The sequence below is a fragment of the Marinobacter shengliensis genome (assembly GCF_003007715.1).
Taxonomy (GTDB): domain Bacteria; phylum Pseudomonadota; class Gammaproteobacteria; order Pseudomonadales; family Oleiphilaceae; genus Marinobacter; species Marinobacter shengliensis.
Genome location: NZ_PXNO01000021.1, coordinates 392,711 through 415,560 on the forward strand (window position 1 = coordinate 392,711; position 22,850 = coordinate 415,560).

At 59.1% G+C, this 22,850-nt stretch carries 19 protein-coding genes; 9 read left to right on the plus strand and 10 right to left on the minus strand.

The genetic code is table 11. The features are described from left to right. Positions 1–50: 50 nt before the first annotated feature. Complete coding sequence (locus C7H10_RS07935; RefSeq protein WP_106694429.1) at positions 51–2,807, plus strand: ATP-binding protein; 2,757 nt, start codon at positions 51–53, stop codon at positions 2,805–2,807. 2 nt (positions 2,808–2,809) lie between these two features. Here the strand turns inward: C7H10_RS07935 and C7H10_RS07940 are convergent, their stop codons facing one another. Next, positions 2,810–3,175 (minus strand): hypothetical protein, encoded by a 366-nt coding sequence (locus tag C7H10_RS07940; RefSeq protein WP_106694430.1) that lies wholly within the window; start codon positions 3,173–3,175, stop codon positions 2,810–2,812. A gap of 231 nt (positions 3,176–3,406) precedes the next feature. Here C7H10_RS07940 and C7H10_RS07945 point away from each other — a divergent pair, with 231 nt between their 5' ends. Further along, complete coding sequence (locus C7H10_RS07945) at positions 3,407–4,015, plus strand: hypothetical protein (RefSeq protein ID WP_106694431.1); 609 nt, start codon at positions 3,407–3,409, stop codon at positions 4,013–4,015. Positions 4,016–4,022: 7 nt separating this feature from the next. Further along, positions 4,023–6,233: a patatin-like phospholipase family protein gene (locus tag C7H10_RS07950; RefSeq protein WP_425269119.1), complete on the plus strand. Its 2,211-nt coding sequence runs from the start codon at positions 4,023–4,025 to the stop codon at positions 6,231–6,233. Positions 6,234–6,253: 20 nt separating this feature from the next. Here C7H10_RS07950 and C7H10_RS07955 read toward each other — a convergent pair whose 3' ends face one another. The 3 genes from C7H10_RS07955 to C7H10_RS07965 form a co-directional block, all read right to left on the minus strand. Further along, positions 6,254–6,916, minus strand: a complete 663-nt coding sequence (locus C7H10_RS07955) for a GntR family transcriptional regulator (protein WP_106694433.1) — start codon at positions 6,914–6,916, stop codon at positions 6,254–6,256. 77 nt (positions 6,917–6,993) lie between these two features. Further along, on the minus strand, positions 6,994–8,430 hold the full coding sequence (cls, locus tag C7H10_RS07960) for a cardiolipin synthase (RefSeq protein ID WP_106694434.1): 1,437 nt from the start codon (positions 8,428–8,430) through the stop codon (positions 6,994–6,996). Continuing rightward, positions 8,427–9,467 carry an AraC family transcriptional regulator gene (locus C7H10_RS07965; RefSeq protein WP_106694435.1) on the minus strand — a complete coding sequence of 347 codons (1,041 nt, stop codon included), beginning with the start codon at positions 9,465–9,467 and terminating at the stop codon, positions 8,427–8,429. Before C7H10_RS07965 ends, cls begins: the two co-directional genes overlap by 4 nt. A 387-nt stretch (positions 9,468–9,854) precedes the next feature. On the opposite strand from C7H10_RS07965, the gene C7H10_RS07970 reads away from it, so the two are divergent. The 4 genes from C7H10_RS07970 to C7H10_RS07985 all read left to right on the plus strand — a co-directional run bounded on the left by C7H10_RS07970 (position 9,855) and on the right by C7H10_RS07985 (position 13,353). Beyond that, positions 9,855–10,646, plus strand: a complete 792-nt coding sequence (locus C7H10_RS07970; RefSeq protein WP_106694436.1) for an alpha/beta fold hydrolase — start codon at positions 9,855–9,857, stop codon at positions 10,644–10,646. A 99-nt stretch (positions 10,647–10,745) separates the two neighbouring features. Beyond that, complete coding sequence (locus tag C7H10_RS07975; RefSeq protein WP_425269120.1) at positions 10,746–11,834, plus strand: SMP-30/gluconolactonase/LRE family protein; 1,089 nt, start codon at positions 10,746–10,748, stop codon at positions 11,832–11,834. Then, positions 11,831–12,295, plus strand: coding sequence for an acyl-CoA thioesterase (locus C7H10_RS07980; protein ID WP_072678627.1), 465 nt, complete (start codon positions 11,831–11,833; stop codon positions 12,293–12,295). Before C7H10_RS07975 ends, C7H10_RS07980 begins: the two co-directional genes overlap by 4 nt. Before the next feature lie 77 nt (positions 12,296–12,372). Then, the gene (locus C7H10_RS07985) at positions 12,373–13,353 is read left to right on the plus strand and encodes an NADP-dependent oxidoreductase (RefSeq protein WP_106694437.1); all 981 of its coding nucleotides are present in this window, start codon (positions 12,373–12,375) and stop codon (positions 13,351–13,353) included. Here C7H10_RS07985 and tcdA read toward each other — a convergent pair. Together tcdA and C7H10_RS07995 are read right to left on the minus strand one after the other, a co-directional pair. Continuing rightward, positions 13,350–14,147 (minus strand): tRNA cyclic N6-threonylcarbamoyladenosine(37) synthase TcdA, encoded by a 798-nt coding sequence (tcdA, locus tag C7H10_RS07990; protein WP_106694438.1) that lies wholly within the window; start codon positions 14,145–14,147, stop codon positions 13,350–13,352. The two genes, C7H10_RS07985 and tcdA, sit on opposite strands and share 4 nt — an antisense overlap. Before the next feature lie 257 nt (positions 14,148–14,404). After that, entirely contained in the window at positions 14,405–16,180 is a 1,776-nt protein-coding gene (locus C7H10_RS07995; protein ID WP_106694439.1) for an acyl-CoA dehydrogenase C-terminal domain-containing protein, read from the minus strand. Between the two features lie 176 nt (positions 16,181–16,356). On the opposite strand from C7H10_RS07995, the gene C7H10_RS08000 reads away from it, so the two are divergent. Next, complete coding sequence (locus C7H10_RS08000) at positions 16,357–17,091, plus strand: SDR family NAD(P)-dependent oxidoreductase (protein WP_106694440.1); 735 nt, start codon at positions 16,357–16,359, stop codon at positions 17,089–17,091. Positions 17,092–17,109: 18 nt separating this feature from the next. Here C7H10_RS08000 and C7H10_RS08005 read toward each other — a convergent pair whose 3' ends face one another. From C7H10_RS08005 to C7H10_RS08015, 3 genes are all read right to left on the minus strand, one after another. Then, positions 17,110–18,054 (minus strand): sodium-dependent bicarbonate transport family permease, encoded by a 945-nt coding sequence (locus tag C7H10_RS08005; protein WP_106694441.1) that lies wholly within the window; start codon positions 18,052–18,054, stop codon positions 17,110–17,112. A gap of 174 nt (positions 18,055–18,228) precedes the next feature. Further along, positions 18,229–18,867: a ChrR family anti-sigma-E factor gene (locus C7H10_RS08010; RefSeq protein ID WP_061332541.1), complete on the minus strand. Its 639-nt coding sequence runs from the start codon at positions 18,865–18,867 to the stop codon at positions 18,229–18,231. Beyond that, positions 18,864–19,463, minus strand: coding sequence for a sigma-70 family RNA polymerase sigma factor (locus tag C7H10_RS08015; protein ID WP_061332542.1), 600 nt, complete (start codon positions 19,461–19,463; stop codon positions 18,864–18,866). Before C7H10_RS08015 ends, C7H10_RS08010 begins: the two co-directional genes overlap by 4 nt. 227 nt (positions 19,464–19,690) lie before the next feature. Between C7H10_RS08015 and C7H10_RS08020 the strand changes: the two genes are divergently transcribed. Further along, positions 19,691–20,737, plus strand: coding sequence for an AraC family transcriptional regulator (locus C7H10_RS08020; protein ID WP_106694442.1), 1,047 nt, complete (start codon positions 19,691–19,693; stop codon positions 20,735–20,737). 3 nt (positions 20,738–20,740) lie between these two features. Here C7H10_RS08020 and speA read toward each other — a convergent pair whose 3' ends face one another. Next, positions 20,741–22,651 (minus strand): biosynthetic arginine decarboxylase, encoded by a 1,911-nt coding sequence (gene speA / locus C7H10_RS08025; RefSeq protein ID WP_106694443.1) that lies wholly within the window; start codon positions 22,649–22,651, stop codon positions 20,741–20,743. Positions 22,652–22,850 lie beyond the last annotated feature (199 nt).

Here is a 22,850-nt window from a genome sequence, read left to right on the forward strand (position 1 = left end):
ATTTGCAGGTATTGTTCCCTGAAATGTAGTGGAACCACCGAGGATATCCAGTGAAGTCTCTTCCACAGTTATTGTATGGCCTCTTGTTTGTCCTGATTCAAGGGGTCGTGTGGGCGGAACCGCCCCAGGCTTCGCCGGCGCCGGTTCTGGGCGCTGCAGACCTGGAGTGGTTGGGCCAGCAGGATGGCTTCCGGGTGGCTGTCAGGCAGAGCCAGGTGCCGCTGGTGTTCGATACCGGTGAGGGTGCGCTGGCGGGTATCTGGATTGATTATCTCGCCCGCTTGTCAGATAAGCTTGGCGTGCCGGTTGAGCCTTTCATGGCGGTCGACCAGGGCGAAGATGCGGACCTGGTTCTGACCACCCGCATTCCGGGATCGCCGGTGATCCCGGGTCTTCGGCACACCTCACCGATGATGTCGCTGACCTATGGGATATTTGTGAATGCCGGTGACGCCGCCTACCGGACGCTGTCGGATCTGGAATCTGCCAATGTCGCGATTATTGGTGGCGATCCCAACCAGTTCCCACTGCTGGACCCGATTGATAACTTTTCGCCGGTGCCCGTCGCCAGTCTGGGGGAAGCCATCAGCCTGGTTTTGTCCGGCAAGGCCGACGCCTTCCTCGGACCGGTCCCGGTGGTCTCGGATTACCTTGAATCCGCGATGATCAATGGTATCGGTCTGGCCGTTCTGCTGGATAATCGCCCGGTGGATGTCGTGTTGCAGGTGCCGACCAGCCGTGACCGCCTTTTCCGGGTGTTTGACCGGGCCGTTCAGGCATTGAGTCACAACGAGCACCGGGATATTCGCCAGTCCTGGTTGCAGGCAAATATGCCAGCCCTTGAGGGCCGTGGCGTGGCCCTGACCGCTTCGGAACTGGAGTGGTTGAAACGCCATCCCGGGCTGAAAGTGGGTATGCGTGGCGATTGGCCACCGTTTGAATTCGAGCAAGATGGCCGCCCGGCGGGCCTTGCCTCTGACCTCGTCAAACGGCTGGAGGAGAACCTGGATGTTCGCTTCAACCGGGTGATTGCGGGCTCCCGACAGTCGGCCGAGGACATGTTGAAGGCGGGTGAAGTGGATATTCTGCCGGGTATGTCCCGCACCCCCCGAACCGAACAGGAATTCCTGTTCACCCGGGCCTATGTGTCGGTACCGATTGCCCTGGCCATCCGGGATACCGGCCGGTTCATTGGTGACCTCAGAGAGCTGCGGGACGAGCGGGTTGGGGTGGTTAACCGCCAGGCCAGTCACGACTATCTGTTGATCAATCACCCGAACCTGGATCTGTATCCGCAAAAAACGGTTGAAGAGGGGCTCCTGGCGCTGTCCAACGGCGACCTGGATGTGATGGTCACGCATATTCCGGCGGTAAGTTACACGGTTGCCCGGCTGGGCTTGTCGAACCTGCGGATTACCAGCATCACGCCCTATCAATATGACCTGCGGCTGGCGGTCAGCAAGGACAACCCGATTTTACACCGTATCCTCAACAAGGCCCTGAGCAGCCTGCCAGCATCGGAAACCGAGGCGGTGTATAACCGCTGGATACACCTGGATATCGAACAGGAAACCGACTATACGGTGGTCAGGCGCATCATTTTGATTGCCATCGTGGTGGTACTGATTTTCCTCTACTGGAACCGCAAGCTGTCGCTGGAAGTGGATGAACGGATTCGGTCCGAGAATGCCTTGCGGCGCAGCGAAGATGAACTGCGAGCGGCCAAGCTTGAGGCCGAGCGCCTGGCCCGGGAGGCGGAGACGGCGAGCAGGGCCAAGAGTGAGTTCCTGGCCAATATGTCCCATGAGATCCGAACCCCGATGAATGCGGTCATTGGGTACAGCGATCTGCTCTACAACTCGGTGACCGATCCCCAGCAGCGGAACTACCTGAACGCCATCCGCGCCGGCAGCCGTAGCCTGTTAATGCTGATCAACGACATTCTTGACCTGTCACGGATCGAGGCGGGCAAGATGCGCCTGGACTTTGGCCCGGTTTCGGTTCGCCGGCTGCTCAGCGATGTCCGGCATATCTTTGATCTGCGAGCGACCGAACAGGGCATTACCCTGGAGGTGAGCGTAGGCTCGGGTATGCCCTCGGCAATGATGCTGGATGAAACCCGGTTGCGCCAGGTGTTGTTCAATCTGGTGGGCAATGCCATCAAGTTCACCCATGAGGGTGGAGTGACAGTGCGGGCCGTGGCCAAAGAACTGGAGGAATCCACCGGCAAGGACGCGGATATCCGCTACTACCGGTTGAAAGTGACCGTGGCTGACACCGGCATTGGGATTGCGCCGGATCAGCAGGATCGTATTTTTGACGCCTTTGAGCAGCAGGAAGGTCAGAGCTCCCGGCGATACGGCGGCACCGGCCTGGGCCTGGCCATCAGTCGGAAGCTGGTGGAAATGATGGGCGGTGAACTGACGGTAAAGAGTGAACCGGATGTTGGGTCCACCTTTACTCTCGTGTTGCCCCGGGTTGAGGCCACCGTAGAGCAGGCGGAAGATGACGGGGCGCCGGAGGAAGCCGAGCGGCTGCTGGCCCAGACCATGAGTATGCAGGAGCGAGGCTGGCTGCGGGAGAAGCTGGCGGAGGATTTTGGTGACCAGTGGCAGGATGTTCGTGAAAGCGGCGACCCGGAACAGATGAAAGACTTTGCGCTACGAATTGTTGAGTGGGGTCAACGTCATCGTTCGCCGTCGGTCACCAGCTACGGCGAAAAACTGCTGGCGGATGTAGAGGCGTTCAATCTGGATGCGGTTAATACGGCCCTTGAAGCTTTCCCCAAATTGCTGGGCCAGCGTTGAGCTTAGAGGCAGTCGAACTGGGATTTGCGGTCGAACGCCACCGACACCATGTCGTACCCGGAGTCTGACAGGGAGCGAACCAGCGCCCGGTCTTTCAGCAGGGTCATGCAGACTTTGTGGACGCTGGCCTGAAGCTGCTCACTTTCCGGATTCTGCTCGGCGAGTCGGAAGTCGACGATCAGATATTTCCGGTCTACGGCGGCTTGTTCCGGGATGTCTTCCCGTTCCACGCTTTCAAAACCGATGTAGGTGGCTTCCTGGTTGGAAAAAACCTGGCTCATCAAAACGTCAAGATTTTCGGCATGTGCCTGGCTGGCTGACATCAATAACGCAACCGCGGATGCGAAGGCGTATAGTCTGGTGCGCATAACGAGCACTCCCGAAAACGGATGGAATAACTTATATGTAACCAAGTGTAAAGTTTGGTTACGGTTGATTATTGCAGAGAGTCTCGGAAATTTCGTCATTGATACACGGTATTTTTCAATTGTTTGCATTTTGGACATAATTCAGTGTCGCCCGGTGCTTGCCAGCCTGCCGGAGGGCCGGTTTTCCGCTATCATGGAGCCAGAACCATTGGGAAAGTGAGAGGGATTGCCATGTTCCAGCTTGTATTCAAGGGTGAGTGCGCACCGGGTACCGATGTGGAAACCGCGCGCAATAACGCCCGGGCCCTGTTCAAAGCCAGCGTGGAGCAACTGGACCGCATGTTCAGTGGCCAGCCTGTTGTTATCCGCAACAAGCTGGAGCAGGTTCAGGCTGAGAAATACCAGGCGGTACTGCGCAGGCATGGCATGGTTGCCCATGTACAGCCGATGGCTGGGTCAGCCCAGGCTGCCGCCCCGGCACCGAAACCTGCGCCGGTTCCCCAGGCCGATCAGCAAACCGAGACAGACGCACCAACGGCCCCGCCGAAAGCGGCCTCTAAGGGCAATGTGCCGGCGACAGAACCTGGAGATCGCCTGCCAGTGGCTGGCGAGAAAGTGGACGATATCCTTGCTGGCTCAGGCCTGACCCTGGACCCTGTGGGTGTCACCCTGGTGGAGCATGAAGACCCGGAAGCGCCCATGTTCGAGCATCTGGACGACTGGAGCCTGGCGCCCCCGGGCTCCGATCTGGGGGTAAAGCGGGATCTGCCACCTCCGATGGTTCCGGACGTTTCCCACCTTTCCCTGGCCGACGATGACAAACACCACGACAAGAGCTGACCGGGGTTTGCCAGGCTTTCGGTATTGTCAGTTTCTGGTGTTGATTCTGGCGCCCCTGCTGTGGGTGCCAGTATTGGCGTCGGAACCTTCAGAACGCCCCAAAGTTGGGCTGGTGCTCAGTGGCGGTGGTGCCAAAGGCATGGCCCATGTGGGTGTGCTGAGGGTTCTTGAGGAAATGCGGGTGCCGGTGGATGTGGTGGTTGGCACCAGTGCCGGCTCCGCCGTGGCGGCACTTTACGCGTCGGGCATGTCGGTTTCCGAGATTGAGCAGCGGTTTCTGGAGTTGGACTGGTTGTCCAGCTTCCGCGATGACCCCGGCCGGGCATTCAAGCCGGTCCGGCGCAAACAGGACGACTGGCGTCTGCCACTGGTGCCCGGTCTGGGGGTCAGCAGGCAAGGTGTCCACCTGGGCGGAGGCCTGGTGACCGGACAGAATCTTGGCTTTATCCTCAATGAACTCACCCGCAATGCCGCTCTGGTTGAAAATTTCGATCAGTTACCCATTCCCTTCCGAGCCGTGGCCACCGACCTTGAAACCGGGGAAGAGGTGGTCATCGGAGACGGTAATCTTGCCGAGGCCATTCGGGCCAGCATGAGCATTCCGGGCGTTTATGCGCCAGTTGAGCGGGACGGTCGGCTGTTGGTGGACGGAGGCGTTGCCAACAATCTGCCGGTCAGTGTAGCCCGGGAGATGGGCGCGGATGTGGTCATTGCCGTGGATATCACCGATCCGATGATGAGCGCCGACCAATTGCGGGAGGCTTTCTCAGTGGTGGGGCAACTGACTACCCTGATAACCCGCAGGAATACCGATGCCCAACTGGCCATGCTGACCGAGCAGGACGTGTTGGTTCACCCGGACCTCGAAGGCTTTGGCTCCGCCGACTTTTACGATGCACCGGTCCTGTTCGAACTGGGTGCCACCGCCGCCCGAGAGCATGCGGTTGCCCTGAATCGGCTGTCGGTGCCTGAGGAACAGTGGGCGGCGTATCAGTCGCGCCGTGCCGCAGGCAGTTGGGTGCCCGGGCCTGTGGTTCGGGTTGAGATCGCCCAGGGCGAGCGTCTGGCGACAGACTTCCTGAGGGAGCGGATTCGCCAGCAACCGGGGGAGGTACTGGACGTACCGGAGCTTGAGGCAGACCTGAAGCGTATCTATGGCCTTGGCTATTACGAATCCGTGGGCTGGTCGCTGGCACCTACGGAAGCGGGGCCGGTCCTTGTGATACGGGCGCGGGAGAAAAGCTGGGGACCTAATTACCTGTCGTTCGGGCTCAACTATGAAGATAACTTTGAGGGAAATACCCGCTTCAACCTGGCAGCCGGCCTGCGCATGACCGAGCTGAACCGGTTGGGTGCCGAATGGCTGACCGGCGTTCAGTTGGGTACCCAGCCCTGGGTCCGAAGCCAGTGGTACCAGCCGCTGACCTACGGTTATGACCGGTTTGCCGTTGTCGGTGTGGAGTATCGCCGGGACGATTACAGCATTTACGATCAGGGGCGGCGCATCTCGGAAGTGGATGTCACCTTCCGGCAAGTGGACCTGGCCCTGGGTATGGAGCTGGGAGGCAACGGAGAAGTTCGTCTGGCCTATGTGCGCGGGTATGCCTCGGTTGATGACGAAGTGGGTGTTCCGGTCGCCCCCGCCGACAATGTGCATCAGGGGCATGTCAGCCTGCAGTTGGTGCACGATTCCCTGAGCGATGCCTTCTTCCCGAAATCCGGCGCTTTTGCCGGGATTCGCGGGCGGGTGGAGAGGGAGGACCTGGGTTCAGATCGTCACTTTGACGGCGTCACGGTCATGCTGCTGGGTACTGGCACCTGGGAGCGTTTTAACCTGACCGGGCTGCTGTATACCCGCCAGATTTTCAGCGGCGATGCCGGTATTGAAAACGCCGCCCGCCTGGGTGGTTTTCGCCAGCTTTCAGCCTATGCCCCGGGGGAAATTACCGGCAACGACGCGGTGTTGGCCTCTGTGTACGGTCGGCGGGAGTTTGGTGGTCCGGTCATGCCCTGGTTTGCCGGCGCCGGTTTTGAAACCGGCAATGCCTGGGACAGTATGCGCGATGCCCGGTGGGGGGACACCGTGCGGTCCTGGAGTGCCTTTGCTGGCGTGGATACCCTGCTCGGGCCGGTGCAACTGGCCGCTGCCTACAACAACGAGGATAACTGGACCGCCTACCTGAATATCGGCTTCTCGTTTACCCAGCTGTTCTACTGACCCGTCAGCCAGCGCCAGCCTCAACCCACGTTGATGGCGGCCAGAACCTGTTCGCATTGCTGGATGGCGTATCGGTGCAGGATGTCGGCCAGGGCCGCTTCGTCCCGGTTGCCAATGGCGCGGATGGATTCTTCCATGTGCACCAGGTTGTCTTCCAGTACCTGGGCGCCGCCCTGGCGAAAGGCGACAAACGCACAGCGTTTGGCCGAAGGCCAGAGATCGTCGATGGCGGAGACGATGAAGTAGTTGTCCGCGTACACCAGCGAGGCCTTGGTGTATTCAATGCCCAGTTCCAGAAACGCCATCAGGTCGTTTTTCTGGTAGCAATCCTTCATTTGCCGGTACAGCTTCTCAAGCCGGGCCATGTCCTCGGGTTGCCACTGTCGCACCAGTTTCTGGCCGGTGTGGGTCAGGTACAGCTCGAGAATTTCATAGAGACTGCGTACAAAGTGCTCGTCCAGCGGGGTAACGAACGCCCCCTTGCGTGGCACGTTGCGCACCAGGTGCCGTTTTTCCAGCAGTAACAGCGCCTCGCGGATGGAACCATGACTGACGTCCATCTCTTTGGCCATGGCGCTTTCGTAGATGCGCTCACCGGATCTCAGCTGTTCAAAGGCAATCAGGTTTTCAATATGGCGGGCGACTTGTTCGGTCAGGGTTTCTCTGGGCTTGAATGCGTTCATGGGTTATTTGTTTACAGCAGGTGAACCGTCGGAAAGGCCATGGTCGCACAATGTTTTTGCCGGAGCCAGAATAACCGCTACAGCAACGGCGCCAGCAGTCGCACCGCGCGACAGCTGAGTCGGAAGAGGATGGATCGGTCCTGGTAGTCCCGTTCAGTCATTCTCTGGCAGTACTCAAGATCTTCCCGGAGCATGGTGTCGACCGAGCGGACAAAGTCCCCGTTGGTGTTCACCGCCGTGATCTCGAAGTTCAGGCGCATGGAGCGATTGTCCAGGTTCGCCGTGCCCACGGCAGCGTAGCGGTCATCCACCAGTACCACCTTCTGGTGCATGAAACCGGGCTGGTAGCGATAGATCCCGATGCCGGCCTGGCTGGCTTGCACCAGATAGGAATAGGCTGCCAGGCGAATAAGCCGGTTATCGGTTTTTTCCGGAATCAGGATGCGAACGTCCACCCCACGCAGCGCCGCCAGCTGCAGGGCGTTCATGATCTGGAAATCCGGAACAAAATAGGGCGACGCAATCCAGATTCGGGTGCGGGCATTGTTGATGCTGTTCAGGAAAAATAGCGTGCAGGTTTCCCAGGTATCTGCAGGCCCGGTAGGCAGTACCAGAACCTGTTGATCACCGCCGGTGTCAAAGCTCGGGTGCCAGTCCAGTCCCGGGCGGATATTACTGGCCCAGTGCCAGTCTTCCAGCCACGCCAGCTGCAACCCGGTCACGGCCGGGCCCTCAATGCGACAGTGGGTATCGCGCCAGGGTTCCTGGTCCATCGCGGTGCCCAGGTATTCGTCGCCCAGGTTAATGCCGCCAACAAAGCCCACCTTGCCATCACAGACCAGTAACTTCCGGTGGTTCCGGAAATTGATCTGGAAACGCCGGCGGCGTACGTTACCGTTGCCGAACGAAGCGATGCGCGCGCCGGCGGCTGACAGTTCGTTAAGCCAGCGCCGTGACAGCAACACACTGCCGATGTCGTCGTACAGAAACCACACCTCGACACCCTGCGCCAGCTTGCGTTCCAGAATCGCCTTGATGCGCTGCCCCACCTTGTCTGAGCGCACGATGTAGAACTCCAGCAGAATGTATTGCCTGGCATCCTCCATGGCTTCGAACAGGGCCTCAAAGGTTGCGGTTCCGTCTTTCAGCAGGGTGCACTGGTTGCCGCTGGTAAACGGCTGCCGGCTCAACTTGCACAGCACCTGCAGCTCATCGCTGAAATGTTCGTGGCCGGGGTTGGAGATCGACGTGGTCTGCTTCTCGAACTGGTCCAGCAGAGTGGTCAGGGACTGATCGCCCATCCGGCGGGCTTTGACATAACCGCCAAAGCGGCTTCTGCCGAACAGAACAAACAGTGGCACCGCGATATAGGGCAGGCCTACCAGCGCGATGATCCAGGCAATGGCCCCCTGGGCGGTGCGGTAGCTGAGCAGGATCCGATAAATGCAGGCCAGGGCCGCCAGGTACAGTGCAGCAAGGGGGATGGCCAGCAGTGACAGGTTATCCGGGGTCATCTCTTGCCTTCCTGGTGGCTTGCCCTGAACTGGGCCGGTGCCACGCCGGTCCAGCGTTTGAAGGCACGGCTGAAGGCGCTGAGTTCGGAAAAGCCGAGTAGGAAGGCAATTTCTCCCAGTGCGTACTGATCGTCAGCCACATACCGAAGGGCTTTGTCCTGGCGCACCTGTTCCACCAGGTCATGGAAGCTCAGGCCTTCTTTTTTCAGCTTGCGGTACAGGGTCTGGCGGCTCATATGGCATTGCCGGGCCAGGGTGTCGGCATCAATGCGATCGGTGGCCATCTGGCGCGAAATCAGGCGGCGAACCTTGCGGCTGAACGACTTCCGCGTTTGCAGACGGGCCAGTACCGCATTGACCTGCTTCAGCATGGCGGAATAGACATACGGGTTGCGATGGGGAATCGGGTGCCCGAGGTGCTGGCTGGAGAACGCCATTCTGGTGATGCCGGCACCAAAAATAACCGGCCCGCCAAACAGTTTCCGGTACTCGCTGGCATAGCCGGGTTCCGGATGGGCCACTTCCAGCCAGTCGGCTTCAATGCCCCGGTGAATAAAATGACGGGTTCGACACAGGGCCGCCGCCAGGGTGCGATCCATATCCTGACGACAGTAGTGATCGGGGTGGTCTGGCTGCCAGGTCAGGATGGCCTGATCCGGCGTTTGCTCAAAGCTCAGGGTTACCGATTCGTTGATCAGCCGGTGCAGCCGCACGTACTGCACGACGGCCTCGCCCAGTGTGTCGCAATTGAAGAATACATGCCCGACCAGGCCCATTCGTTCAGGGTCAACAACCTGCCCGGCATGCAGTCCAACACCGGGGTCTCCAGTCAGTTGTTCCGCCAGTTCCCAAAGTTGGTAGTGAGTGCTGGCGGGAATGCGCAAATCCGGATCTTCCAGGGCTTCCAGGCTCAGGCCGGTGAGCGCCTCTACGCGGGAGCGGTCTAACAGCCCGAGCGTATCAAGGTAGTGAACCAGTGCCAGGGTGCTGGACGCCGCAACCTGCGGGGGATCGGCTTGGTCCATTTGCGCGTGCATGCCGATGGTTGGCTCCGGGTGGTTGTGTGTCAGAGTGATACAAAATGTCAAACGATTGGCACAGCCAGTCAACGGCTTGCCATAGCTTCAACGATAGCATGGTACGCATCAGGTTGAAGTAGCCAACAGGCAAAATGGAGGTGTTGTATGGAACGGGAAATCTTTGTACCCCATAACGAGGCCGAGCGTAAAAACGTTTTGGCACTGGCGGAATATCTGGACAGCATCTTCTACTGTTGATCTGTCCGTCGTAATGTCTGTGACCTTCTGGCCGGGTTTATCCCGGCTTTTTTGTGCCTGCGGTTTGTCTGCCTAATTTCTCCTTGCCCCCGAGTCTGGCGATGGTAGTGTATCCGGTTCATCCCCATCACCGGAGGCTGTCAGCGCATGACCGTTGAACTGAATCATCGTATTACCGGCCAGGGCGAGCCCCTGATCCTGCTGCATGGGCTGTTCGGCTCCCTTGAGAACCTTGGGGGTATCGCCCGCCGCCTGGAAGATGGCTGGCAGATTCACGCCCTCGATCAGCGCAATCACGGTAGTTCGCCCCACACCGACGACATGGATTACCCGGCCATGGCGGCCGATGTGGTGGCCTACATGGACGCTCACAATCTGGACAAGGCCTGGGTGCTGGGTCATTCCATGGGTGGCAAGGTGGCGATGCAGGTCGCCTTGGGTTATCCGGAACGGGTCAAGGGTATCATCGTCGCGGACATAGCACCGGTCACCTACAAAGCCCGGCATGATGCGGTTCTGGATGGTATGAAGAACCTGGACCTGGTTGGCGTAACAACTCGCCAGGAAGCGGACAAGCGCCTGGCCGAATTTGTTGAAATCCCGGGCGTGCGGCAGTTCCTGCTGAAAAACCTGGAGCGGATACCGGCAGAGCAGGCCCGTGATGGTGATCAGATGTTCCGCTGGCGCCTGAATTTGCCTGTGATTGACACTTGTTATCAGAAACTGGCCGCCGCGCCGGAGGGTGAGGGGCCATACAATGGTCCGGTGCTGTTTATCAAAGGCGCTGATTCCGCCTATATCCAAAGCAAACATCAAGACCCCATCCGGCAACTGTTCCCGGCCGCCGAACTGAAGATAATCGAGGGTACCGGGCACTGGCTGCATGCGGAAAAGCCCGATACCTTTGCGGCTTTGTGTCGTCGTTTTCTCGGATCCTGACGGCCTGTCCTGCGTTGCCAGAAACCCGGTAATGTCTGCTAAGGTTAGGGTGCTTTGATATTGCCTACCGTCTAACAATCACCAATGGATCGGGCGCACATGATGAAATGGTTGTTGATAGGCCTGCTGGTCATCTTTCTACTGCTGGGCAGCTTCCTGCTCACGCCGTCGCCGGTTGACAGCAAGGCCTGGGAGGCACCATCGCCGCCGGCCATGACCGGTGTGCTGGCGCCCAACGAACGCCTGCGCCTGGCAGACTTGCTGGCCCGGGGCCAAGTCTATGGTCCGGAAGATACCACCATTGATGCAAACGGCGTGCTTTACACCGGTACCCAGGACGGCAAGATCGTGCGCGTTTTTCCTGATGGTACTGTAGAGAATTGGCTGGAGACCGGCGGACGGCCACTGGGTATGGTATTCGATGCCCAGGGCAACCTGATTGTCGCTGATGCCTGGAAAGGCCTGCTGTCCATCACCCCAGACGGCACCCTGTCGGTACTGACCCGCGAGGCCGAAGGCACGCCGTTCCGCTTTACCGATGACGTGGACATTGCGCCGGATGGCCGTATCTATTTCACCGACGCCAGTTCCCGCTTCCGCCAGCCGGACTACCTTCTGGATTTGCTGGAAATGCGCCCCCACGGCCGCCTGCTTCGTTATAATCCTCGTACCCGCCGTACCGAAGTCCTGCTGGCCAACCTGCACTTTGCCAACGGCGTGGCGGTGTCGCCGGCGGGTGACTACGTGCTGGTTAACGAAACCTGGAAGTACCGTATCCTGAAATACTGGATCACCGGGCCCAGGGCGGGCCAGGCTGAAGTCTTTGCAGACAACCTGCCCGGGTTTCCCGATAACCTGGCCGTAGATGATCAGGGCCGCTACTGGGTCGCGTTTCCAACCTTACGCAATGCTCAGGTGGACAGCATGCATCGCAAGCCCTGGCTGAAGAATCTGGTGGCCAAGTTGCCTGACAGTCTGAAGCCCCAGCCACAGGAGTATGGGCTGGTGGTTGCTTTTGATGCCAGCGGTAAGATGATCACCAGCCTGCACGATACCCGGGGCACCCACCTTCAGGAAATTACCTCGGTGAATCCCCACGATGGCGTTCTATACTTTGGTTCACTTCACAATGACCGCATTGGCCGGCTACCGTTGCATGCTATTCCCGGCCTTGGAGAGCAACCATGACACAGGCATTGAACTGGGACTTGCCTGACCCGTTTACCATGACCATCACCGTTCGCCCGGAAGACACCGACCGCCTGGGCCACGCCAATAACGTGGTCTATGTGCGCTGGCTGGAAGAGGTGAGCTGGCAGCACATCGACAGCCTGGGCATGACCTGGGCCCTGCATGAAGAAACCGGAAAGGCCATGGCGATTACCCGCACTGAGCTGGATTACCTGGCCTCTGCCAATGCCGGGGATGAACTGGTGCTGGGTACCTGGCTCACCGACTGGGATGGCCGTTTCCGCTCTGCCCGGCAGTTTCAGCTGATTCGCCCGGCCGATGGCAAAACCTTGCTGCGCGCGCTCTCCACCCATGCCTGTGTCGATATGAAATCCCAGCGGCCAGCCCGGGCGCCCAAGGCCTTCGCCGAGATACTTGGCGGCGCGCTGGTAGCCGGCGGGCGGGGCCTGCCCGGTTGAGGCCGGGCAGGTAAAATTCTGCTAGTCTGAGAGTTCAGGCCGGTAACGGCACCGTTCACTGCTGTCTGGAGACACCCATGGAATCATCTGATCTGACCGAAACCGGCACCATGCGCCACGTGGTCTATGATCGCTTTGGTGAGCGTGATGTGCTGCGCGTGACAGAATCGCCCATTCCGCAACCGGGTGAGGGCGAGGTGCTTGTTCGCGTACACGGAGCCGGCCTCAATCCCATCGACTGGAAAACCCGTAAGGGCATGGGATTCGTCGCAACCCAGATAGAAAACAGTCTGCCCTGGACGCCCGGTTACGACGCGGCCGGTGAAGTGGTGGACGTGGGTGAAGGCGTGACCACGCTGGTGCCAGGGGACCGGGTGATGGGCATGATCGGTTTCCCGGTCACTGGCGGAGCCTACGCCGAGTACGCCATTGCCGACGCTGAAGATCTCGCCATTGTACCGGAAGAGCTTGACCTGATCGCGGCTGCCGGCGTGCCCCTTGCTGCACTCACTGCCTGGCAGGCCCTCTTTGAGGTGGCGGAGCTGGAGTCTGGCCAGAAAATCCTGATTCATGCCGGGGCCGGCGGTGTCGGGCACTTTGCGGTTCAGTTTGCCCTGGAGCGGGGCGCCCACGTCATCGTGACGGCGTCCTCCCGTAACCGGGATTTCCTGGCGGAACTCGGGGTACATGAGGTGATTGACTACCACACCACCGACTTCACCGAAGAATGCTATGGCCTGGACGTGGTTCTGGACCTGGTAGGGGGAGAGACCGGCAAGCGTTCCCTGCAAACTCTCAGTGATTCCGGCGTGCTGGTAACCATCCCCACGGTGACCGCCGATGACGTGGTCAGCGCCGCAGAAGCCATGGGCGTTCGAGCCCACGGCATGCGCTCACGGCCGGATGCCTTCCATCTGGATGAAATCGCCGAATTGATTGAAGACGGTGATGTGAAGGTCCATGTTGAGCAGGTATTTTCCCTGGACCAGGTACAGGCAGCCCACGAACTGCTGGAAGGCGGTCATGTGCGGGGCAAGCTGGTGCTGGATTGCCGTTAATCGGCCTGATTGGCTTTGCGGGCAATCCGGTTCAATAACCGGGAGGCGGCAAAGAAACCAAAACTGGCGGTTACCGGGCTGGCTGCGCCGAAGCCAGAGGCGCAGTCAAGCCGCACCGGACCCTCGGTGGCCGGCTTCTGAAGGCACACCTCGCCATCGGCGGCGGGGTAGGTGAGCTGTTCCAGTGAATACACCGCCTCAATTCCAAAACGCCGCTTTGGATTCCGGGAGAACCCGTACTCCCGGCGCAGCATATTGCGCACCTTTGCCAACAACGGGTCCTGGGTGGTCTTGCTCAGGTCGGCCACCTGAATCTGGGTTGGGTCCATCTGGCCGCCGGCCCCGCCGGCACAGACAATCGGAACCTTCCGCCGCTGGCAATGGGCAATCAGCGCTGCTTTCGCCTTCACGCTGTCGATGGCGTCCACCACCCCGGTCATATCCTCGGTAATCAACTCTGCCACGTTCTTGGTGGTTAAAAACCCGAAATGCACCCGGATATCCGCCTGGGGGTTGATGGCCTTCAGCCGCTCGGCCATGGCATCGGTCTTGGTGTGGCCATACTGGCCCTCCAGGGCATGCAGCTGGCGGTTGGTGTTGGACACACAGATGTCGTCCATGTCGATCAGGGTGAGCGTGCCGATGCCGCTGCGAGCCAGCGATTCAGCGGCCCAGGAGCCAACACCACCGAGGCCGACGATGGCTATGTGGGCATTACGGAAGGCGTTCAGGGCCTTGCGGCCATAGAGGCGCTCTATGCCGCCAAAGCGGAACGGATAATCATCGGCGGTCATTCAGCCTCCGGAATGCAGGGAAAAAAGAGAAGCGCATTGTAACCGAGACTGCCGCAGGCGGGAAAACGCGATAAAAAAAGCCGCGCAAGAGCGCGGCTTCAAGAAGGTACCCGGCTCGGCAAGAGGCGGGTTGGACTAGTTCAGAGACACTAATCAACGTGACTATTATCAAGTTCTGATCTGTCTTTAAGAAGGTCAGAAGTTGCCAATTACCGGTCATTTTCGGCCAGCCATTTTGGCCAGACCGGTATTGCCGTTTAAGCCACCCAGTGCTCGTCTTCAAACGCCATCAGGCTGTCTTTGCCGGTCTGGATGTCTTTTAGCAGCCAGTCCACTTCAGGCATCAGCTTCTCGAAATAGTAGCGGGCGGATACCTGCTTGCCCTCAAGCAACGGCTTATTACCCTCTCCGAGTTGCAGCTGCTGGCCTGCGACGCCGGCCATGCGGGACCACAGATAACCGATCACGGTCAGGGCCATAATCCGCAGGTACGGGGTGGCGGCAGCGCCGGCCTGTTCCGGATCTTTGGGGGCATTCTGGGCCAGCCACATGGTGGCCTGCTCCAGACTCTTCAGCGCAACCTTGAGTTCTTCGCGGTACGGCGCCTCCGGGTTGTCCTTCAGGTATCCGGTCAGTTCTGCGAACAGGGCGCGAACCAGTTGGCCTCCCTTGAGGGACAGCTTCCGGCCCACCAGGTCCATCGCCTGGATGCCGTTGGTGCCCTCATAGATGCGGGCAATACGGCCGTCCCGAACCAGCTGCTCCAGCGGCCAATCCTGGGTGAAGCCAGAACCGCCCAGAACCTGCTGGCCCCAGTTGGCGTTGTTATAGCCTTCGTCGGTCAGGAAGGCTTTAACCACAGGCGTCAGCAGCTGCACCAGGTCATCGGCGTTTTCACGCACGCTTTCATCCGGGTGAGCCACGGAAAGGTCCAGTTGATGGCCAGTGAACAGCGCCAGTGCCCGCATACCTTCATTCAGCACCTTCTGGCGCATCAGCATGCGGCGTACGTCCGGGTGCACAATAATCGCATCAGCAGGGCCGTTCGGGTTCTTGGGGCCGCTCAGGGAGCGGCTTTGCAGGCGCTCCCTGGCAAACGCCAGGCTTTCCTGGTAAGCCATCTCGGCCAAGCCAAGGCCCTGCATGCCCACCATCAGCCGGGCTTCGTTCATCATGGTGAACATGGCGCTCATGCCCTTGTTGGGCTCGCCTACCAGCCAGCCTTTGGCGCCTTCAAAATTCATCACGCAGGTGGCAGAGCCCTTGATGCCCATCTTGTGCTCAAGGCCACCACAGAAGGCGGGGTTGCGCTCGCCGGAATCCGGCAGGAACTTGGGCACCACAAACAGGGAGATGCCCTTGGTGGTGTCCGGTGCGCCCGGCAGCTTGGCCAGTACCAGGTGTACGATATTGTCGACCAGGTCGTGCTCACCGCCGGTGATCCAGATTTTGGTGCCTTCGATGGCGTAGCTGCCGTCGTCATTCGGTGTGGCCTTGGTGCGGATCAGGCCCAGATCGGTGCCGCACTGGGGCTCGGTCAGACACATGGTGCCGGTCCACTCGCCGGAAATCAGTTTTTCCAGATAAGTCTGCTTCAACTCCTCGGAGCCGTGCGCATACAGGGCGCTGATGGCACCGTGGGTCAAGCCCGGGTACATGCCCAGGGACAGGTTGGTGGAGCACACCATTTCGTCCACGACAAACTTCAGGGTGTGGGGCAGGCCCTGCCCGCCGAATTCCAGTGGTGCATCCAGAGCGGTCCAGCCACCTTCCACAAACTTCTGGTAGGCCTCTTTGAAGCCATCAGGTGTCTTGACCGATTTGGTTTCCGGATCGTAGCTGCAACCCTGGCGGTCGCCAATCTGGTTAGTAGGCTGGATGACCTCTGACGCCAGTTTGCCGGCTTCATCGATCACCGCCGAAATCAGATCCGGAGTCGCATCGGCGTACTTTTCCAGTTCGTGCAGTTTGTCTGCGCCCAACACATCAAACAACAGAAAGCGAAGATCGTTCGCTGGTGCCTGGTATTGCATGGATACTCTCCTGTTTGGATTTAGCAGTCTGAATGACTGCCGGATGTCGTTGTTTCAATCCGGAAGTGTCTCTTCATACGAGCGTTTGAATTTTTTGGTTTGCTGGCTGGTGGCCCGAAGGCATTGAATTTTCGTATCACCGGCATGGTATCCATTGATAGTGGAAGGGCGTGGGAATGACGATCGTGATTGCCGGTATATCCGGTGCAATTGGTGCGGCGCTGGCGAAACGCTATCTGGAGACTTGCCCGGCCCAGGCCGTCATTGGTCTGTGTCGTGATCCTCAGCGGGCACCGGACGATCTCAGGAATCATCCCGGTGTGAGATTGCTGGCCTGGGATGCGGAAGATGAGAAGCGGCTTGATAAAGCCGAGTTGAGAACGGCATTGGACGGTTCCGGCCCGATCGTCACTGTGATTTACGCCGCTGGCCTGCTGCATGATGACCGGCTGTTTCCCGAAAAGCGATTGGACGACGTGGCGGCCGTTAACATGGCCCGGGCTTCCGCGGTCAACGCCACCGGATTTGCCTTGCTGATCCAGACCCTGCTGCCCTGGCTGCGGCATCGTGAGTTCAAGCGCGTGGCGGCCATTTCGGCTAAGGTGGGGTCGATATCCGATAACGGGTTTGGCGGCTGGTACGCTTATCGAAGTTCAAAAGCCGCCCTGAACATGCTGGTGCGGAATCTTTCCATCGAACTGCCTCGTCGGTGCAAGCCCATTGCCTGCGTGGCGCTGCATCCGGGGACCACCGAGTCGACCCTGAGTGCACCGTTCAGCCAGTCATTGTCCAAACTGACGGTACATAAGCCCTTGCAGACGGCTGATAACCTGATCCGGGTATTGGGCGCCCTGGACGACAGCAGTAACGGTCGGTTCTTCAGTTGGGATGGTTCGGAGTTACCCTGGTAGGCGGCGCCAGGCGGGACACTATAGCGGCACCGCCCAGCTGAGCATTGAGTAATAAAGCCCGATGCCGACGAGCACATTGAATGGAAAGGTGACGCCCAGGGAAGCCAGCATAGCCAGGCCGATATTGGCATCGGGAACGGCGTGGCGAATCGCCACCGGTGCGGCGATGTAGGACGCACTGGCGGTGAGCGTTGCGAGGATGACGATAGAGCCGGTGTCGAGCCCGAGCAGGGTGCCCACCGTTAGCCCAGCCACCGACAGCACGGGGGGCATCGCAAGCCCAAACAGTACAACCCGCCAGTGGATCAGCTTCAGGTTGCGCAGGGTTTCGGCGGCCACCAGCCCCATCTCCAGCAGGAACAGCGACAGAATGACGGAAAACGCACTGGTCAGGGGGGCGGTGACGCCGGTGCCCTGTCCGGGCCCGTAAAGCGCTCCAATGACCACACCACCCACCAGCAGGATAACGCTTCGGTTGGTCAGGGTTTCCTGCCAGAGCGGCGTGCCCTTGGAATCGCCCGTGCGTTTGCCAAAACGCCGGTAGAACCAGAGCCCGACCATGATGGCCGGTAACTCCAGAAGTACCAGATAGAGCGTGACCTGGCCGCCGGAGCTGAGGCCGCGAGTTTCAACCCACGCCAGGGCGACGGCAAAAGTGCCGGCACTGACCGAGCCATAGTGGGCGGCGAAACTGGCGGTGTCGGCGATTGAAAGTCCGACGCCGTAACGCAGGATCGGGATCATCAGCAGGGGTAGCGCAAAGCCCAGGCCTGCTACCGCAAGCATTTCCAGAAGCAGGCCTGGTGCCAGGTTCCCGTACAGGGCCATTCCGCCCTTCAGGCCAATGGTGAGCATCAGCAGCAGGCTGAGAATGTCGTAGGCTTCTCGTGGAATGGACAGGTCAGATTTGACGGTTCCTGCTACCAGGCCGAGCAGGAAAAACATGACGATGATGTCGGGCATGTGTCAGCTGTTGCGTTTTGAATGGTGCTGGAGTTGTTACCTACTATGGATCAGTTTAGGGGGATGGGCGCCCAAGTCAATTAAACCATTACCGGATTGCGATAACGGATCTTCGGTCGCCACAAAAAACGGAGGCAACCTGCCTCCGTTTCTCACTGGACTGATCAACTAAACTTACCGAATGAACGGATTCAACATCCTGGTGAAGGTGCCCGTCAGCTTGACCGGGGCGCTCAGCACAGACAAGGTAATGCAGTCTTCACACCCTACGGCAACGGGCCTGTGCTCGTCCTGCTCATTCAACACCACGAAATCCCATTGGTTGAACACGCCCTTCTGGTCGGCGAACGCACCCTGCAGCACGATCGTTGTCTCATCACCGCGGTGTGTGTGGGCCGGGGCCTTGCCGCCTGCCACCAGTTTCTGCAGTACCACCCGCTCACCCTGACCGGGAAACTTTTCCGAAATATCCAGTACGCTGACATCGCCCAGCTGACGTTTCCAGGGCAGCTCGTTGATGTCCTGACCAAGCAACTTCTGCAGCGGGCTCAATCGCGGTGCCTGCACAACCGGTGAAGTATCTTGGGGTGCTGAGTCAATACGTGCCATCAACTGCTCGAAACTGCTATCCGACACAGTGACCTTGGGCTGCTGTTCCATCATCACCGCGCCCAGGCTGTTCAGGGTGTCCACCCGGCTCCGACAGTGTGGGCACTGCTCAAGGTGCAGCCGGATGCAAAGAGCATGGGGCTCGGTCAGATTGCCAGCGCTGTACTCCATCAGGCTGAGGCTGTCGGGGTGGTGCCGTGTCATACGTTCTGATCCTGCAAAATCACTTTTAACTTGTTCAACGCCAGGCGTACCCGGCTCTTCACGGTTCCCAGGGGGATCTGAAGTTCATCCGCCACCATCTGGTGAGACTTATGCTCCATGTACACCTTGGCGATGACGGTAATCTGCTCTTCCGGTAACTGGCTGAGAGACTCACGAATCCGGCGCTCTGACATCAAACGGTGCAGGGACGTCACCGGCTCATCCTCATTATCGCCAGGAATCTGCCACAGATCCTCGGTTTCCACTGCCATTTCAGCGCTGGTCCGCTGCATTTTCCGCAGCATATCAATCCGCTGGTTACGGGCAATGGTAAAGATCCAGGTAGACGCCGCAGCCTTACGCCAGTCATACAGGCAGGAGCGGCGCCAAATGGAAATGAACACTTCCTGCACCAGTTCCTCGGCGTGGCTGGCCATGCCGTTAGAAATGGCGTAGTACTTTATCTGCGGCGCAAAGTGTTCGAACAAAGCGTGGTATGCAGCTCTATCCTGGTGTTTGCCTACTTTTTCCAGCAAGACACCCCAAGGGTCTTTTCGGCCCTCGGCTTTCGCTGGTTGCTGATCCAGTGTGGTCACCGGACGCTCCTTGACAGTCGCATGAGTTGAGCTGATTACAGTCATCATTCTAGGCACTCGCCGCTGGTTTGTCAGTCTGGTTATTTACGGGAGGCTGCAAGAAGTGGATTGCCTTGAGTGAAAAAAATCTGGCCGCATTGTCGGCGGAGTTGTGTCAGTGGAGTGATTGCCGGATCCCAGAGCAGGCGCTAGTCTGACAACCATAATAACGACTCAAAGTTCAAACCATGAACGCACTGCTTTCCGGCGGCACCCTGCCGGTTATCCGGGCCCATTACGCCGAGATTCTTTGCCAGCTGGCAGAGGAGCGGGGTGTTGCCCAGCAAGAGCTGGTCAGCGCTGCCGGTATCCGCCAGCCACAGCTGAGCCACCCGGATAATTTCATTACCCTGGACCAGTTCACTGAGCTGTGTCGTCAAGCCTTTGTTCGCTGCAAGGACGACAGCCTGGGGCTGGAGTTTGGCCGGCGCCTGAAATTTACCGCCCATGGTGCGCTGTCTCAGGCCGCCATCAGCTGCGACACGCTCGAGCAGGCGCTGCGGGTGTTGATCAAATATTTCCGGATTCGTTTTGCCTACATGGCCCTGTCGTTTTTTATCGAAGGCGATGAAGCTGTCATTCAGCTCGATATCAAGCACGACACCCGGGATTTACATCGTTTCAACATCGAGGTGGTCCTGGCTTCCCTGATGGAAGTGAACAACCTGCTGTTTGGTCAGCGGTTGTTGGAGGGCGGGCGGTGCCTGGTGGACTACGAGCAGCCAGCCAATGTGGGGCCTTACCAGCCGCTGTTTGGCAATGCCGTGAGTTTCTGCACCGGTGTTAACCAGCTCCGCTTCCAAAAGCAGTTTCTGAACCTGCCGTTATCGTTGTCCAATCCTGTGGCTCGTCGCGTGGCTGAGGCTCAATGCGAGGAAGAAATGCGGCAGATGGAGGCATCCACCTCGGTCACGGAACGAGTAGTCAGGATGCTGGAATCGATTCGTGACGGCCGCCTGTTGAGTCTGGAGGATTTGGCCGGGCAGTTACATGTGTCTGCTCGCACTCTGCGGCGCCAGCTGGCTGCAGAAGGCGCCCGTTTCCAGCTGCTACAGGAAACCGTGCGCCATCAACGTGCGCTGGATTGTCTAAGGCGACACTCACCCCTGAGTATCGACGACATTGCGGAACACCTGGGTTACAGCGACCCGTCCAATTTTGGCCGGGCCTTTCGCAAGTGGGAGGGTATCTCACCCTCGGCCTGGCGTCGGCTACACCAGGCCGAGGGCGACTGAAGGCTATTCCTCCAGGTAAGTGTAGCCCTCAAGACCGGCTTTCAGTTCGCCCAGTAATCGGTCCTGTGTGGATTTATCCAGGTTGCTGGCGGCAAACTTATCCTGGTAGGACTTGATCAGGTTCTCCGGTTCAAAGTTGACGTAACGAAGTACCTTGGCGACGGTGTCGCCGGTAATGGGCTTGCCAATGTCATACTCGCCCTGGTCGTTCAGCCGCACATCCACCGAGTGGGTATCGCCGAAAAGGTTGTGCATGTCTCCCAGGATCTCCTGATAGGCGCCGGTCATGAAGAACCCCATCAGCAGTGGCTCGCCCTCCTTTTCCTCCGGCAATGCCAGGGTGGTTTCGATGCCCTGGCCGTCCACGTACTGGTCAATCCGGCCATCCGAATCACAGGTAATGTCCTGAATCACCGCGCGCCGGCTCAGCGGACGGTTCAGGCCATTGATCGGCATCACCGGAAAGATCTGGTCAATGCCCCAGACATCCGGCAGGGACTGGAACAGGGAAAAGTTAACAAAGAGCTTTTCAGCAAGCTTTTCGTTGAGTTCGTCGATGATTTCCCGGTGCGCCCGGCTGCCGCTGTCCAGCTGAACCCGAAGCAGGCGGCAGCAGGTGGTGTAGAGAGTCTCGGCCTGGGCTCGCTCGCTGAGTGACAGCAGACCATGGGCGAACTGGGCGTGGACATCGTTCATCGCATGCAGCACATCGTGGTAAATCTCGGCCAGTGACCGGGGTGAGTGATCATCCTGCAGGCTGAGAAGGTCGCGCCAAAGGTCATGCAGTGGTGCTGGTGCGTCTGCTTCGGGCTCAGTGACTTCCCGATGGTCTGGAGATTCCCGATCAATCACGTTGGTGACCAGAACCGAGTGGTGGGCTGTGAGGGCACGGCCGGATTCACTGATCAGGTCCGGGTGGGGAATGCCTTGGCGATCGCATTCGGCTTGCAGCACATGCACCACGTTATAGGCGTATTCAAACACGCTGTAATTCATTGAGCAGCTGCTGCGGGAGCGGGTGCCCTCATAGTCCACGCCCAGGCCGCCGCCGATATCCACGGTGCCGACGGGTGCGCCCAAATGGTGCAGTTCTGTGTAGAAGCGGGCGCATTCCTTCAGGCCGGTCTGGATATCGCGGATGTTGGCAATTTGTGAACCCAGGTGAAAGTGCAGCAGCTGCAGGGTACCCAAAGCGCCGGCCTGTTTAAGGGTATTGACCACATCCAGAACCTGGCTGGCGGACAACCCGAACTTGGATTTTTCGCCGCCGGTGTTCTGCCAGTTACCTTTGCCAATGGTGGCCAATCGTGCCCGCACTCCAATCAGCGGTGATACCTCAAGACGCTCAGCCTCTTCCAGTATCAGCGGCAGCTCCGATTGCTTCTCCACCACGATAAACACCCGGTGGCCCAGCTTCTGGCCGATCAGGGCCAGGCGAATGTACTCACGGTCTTTATAGCCGTTGCAGACAATCACTGACCCCGCCTTGGGGGCAAGGGCCAATACCGCCATCAATTCCGGCTTGCTACCGGCTTCGAGCCCGACCTGTCCGGCCGAGGCGGCGGGTTGTGCCGCCAACAGCTCTTCCACAACCCGTCGCTGCTGGTTCACTTTGATCGGGTAGACCGCGGTATAGCGGCCCTGGTAGCCCTGTTCAGCGGTCACCTTGTTGAAGGCGCCGCAAAGCTTGTTCACCCGGTCGTGCAGTATGTCGGTAAAACGGATCAGTACCGGCAGGGCAACGCCGGACTCGGCCAGAGACCGGGTCAGGTCAGGAAGGTTGATTTGGGCTGCTGTCCGCCCCCGGTCTGGGCAGATCTCGACTTCACCCCTGGGAGTCACCGCGATGTAGCCATCACTCCAGTGAGCGATGTTATAAACCTTGTGGGCAGGTAAGGCTGTGGTTTCAGGCATTGTTGCTATCCTGTCAGGAAACCGGAATGGCCCGCAGGCCGTTGTCAGGCTGCATTGTAGGACCTGACAGGCCGGATCGAAAGGATTGCCGGGCCACGAGTGGCCTGAAATGTGAAAAATACGTGGCGGCGAAGGGGAATAGTACTTTGGCTATGGCCGTGGGCCCCCTACAATACGCCCCTTTGAACAGGCCCCGACC

What these genes read in the sequence shown, in the direction of transcription:
- C7H10_RS07940 (WP_106694430.1), bottom strand. Translation starts at nt 3,175, where the DNA reads ATGCGCACCAGACTATACGCCTTCGCATCCGCGGTTGCGTTATTGATG.
- C7H10_RS07945 (WP_106694431.1), top strand. Translation starts at nt 3,407, where the DNA reads ATGTTCCAGCTTGTATTCAAGGGTGAGTGCGCACCGGGTACCGATGTG.
- C7H10_RS07985 (WP_106694437.1), top strand. Translation starts at nt 12,373, where the DNA reads ATGGAATCATCTGATCTGACCGAAACCGGCACCATGCGCCACGTGGTC.
- C7H10_RS07965 (WP_106694435.1), bottom strand. Translation starts at nt 9,467, where the DNA reads ATGCACGCGCAAATGGACCAAGCCGATCCCCCGCAGGTTGCGGCGTCC.
- speA (WP_106694443.1), bottom strand. Translation starts at nt 22,651, where the DNA reads ATGCCTGAAACCACAGCCTTACCTGCCCACAAGGTTTATAACATCGCT.
- C7H10_RS07975 (WP_425269120.1), top strand. Translation starts at nt 10,746, where the DNA reads ATGATGAAATGGTTGTTGATAGGCCTGCTGGTCATCTTTCTACTGCTG.
- C7H10_RS07980 (WP_072678627.1), top strand. Translation starts at nt 11,831, where the DNA reads ATGACACAGGCATTGAACTGGGACTTGCCTGACCCGTTTACCATGACC.
- tcdA (WP_106694438.1), bottom strand. Translation starts at nt 14,147, where the DNA reads ATGACCGCCGATGATTATCCGTTCCGCTTTGGCGGCATAGAGCGCCTC.
- C7H10_RS07970 (WP_106694436.1), top strand. Translation starts at nt 9,855, where the DNA reads ATGACCGTTGAACTGAATCATCGTATTACCGGCCAGGGCGAGCCCCTG.
- C7H10_RS08000 (WP_106694440.1), top strand. Translation starts at nt 16,357, where the DNA reads ATGACGATCGTGATTGCCGGTATATCCGGTGCAATTGGTGCGGCGCTG.
- C7H10_RS08005 (WP_106694441.1), bottom strand. Translation starts at nt 18,054, where the DNA reads ATGCCCGACATCATCGTCATGTTTTTCCTGCTCGGCCTGGTAGCAGGA.
- C7H10_RS07955 (WP_106694433.1), bottom strand. Translation starts at nt 6,916, where the DNA reads ATGAACGCATTCAAGCCCAGAGAAACCCTGACCGAACAAGTCGCCCGC.
- C7H10_RS08020 (WP_106694442.1), top strand. Translation starts at nt 19,691, where the DNA reads ATGAACGCACTGCTTTCCGGCGGCACCCTGCCGGTTATCCGGGCCCAT.
- C7H10_RS08010 (WP_061332541.1), bottom strand. Translation starts at nt 18,867, where the DNA reads ATGACACGGCACCACCCCGACAGCCTCAGCCTGATGGAGTACAGCGCT.
- C7H10_RS07995 (WP_106694439.1), bottom strand. Translation starts at nt 16,180, where the DNA reads ATGCAATACCAGGCACCAGCGAACGATCTTCGCTTTCTGTTGTTTGAT.
- cls (WP_106694434.1), bottom strand. Translation starts at nt 8,430, where the DNA reads ATGACCCCGGATAACCTGTCACTGCTGGCCATCCCCCTTGCTGCACTG.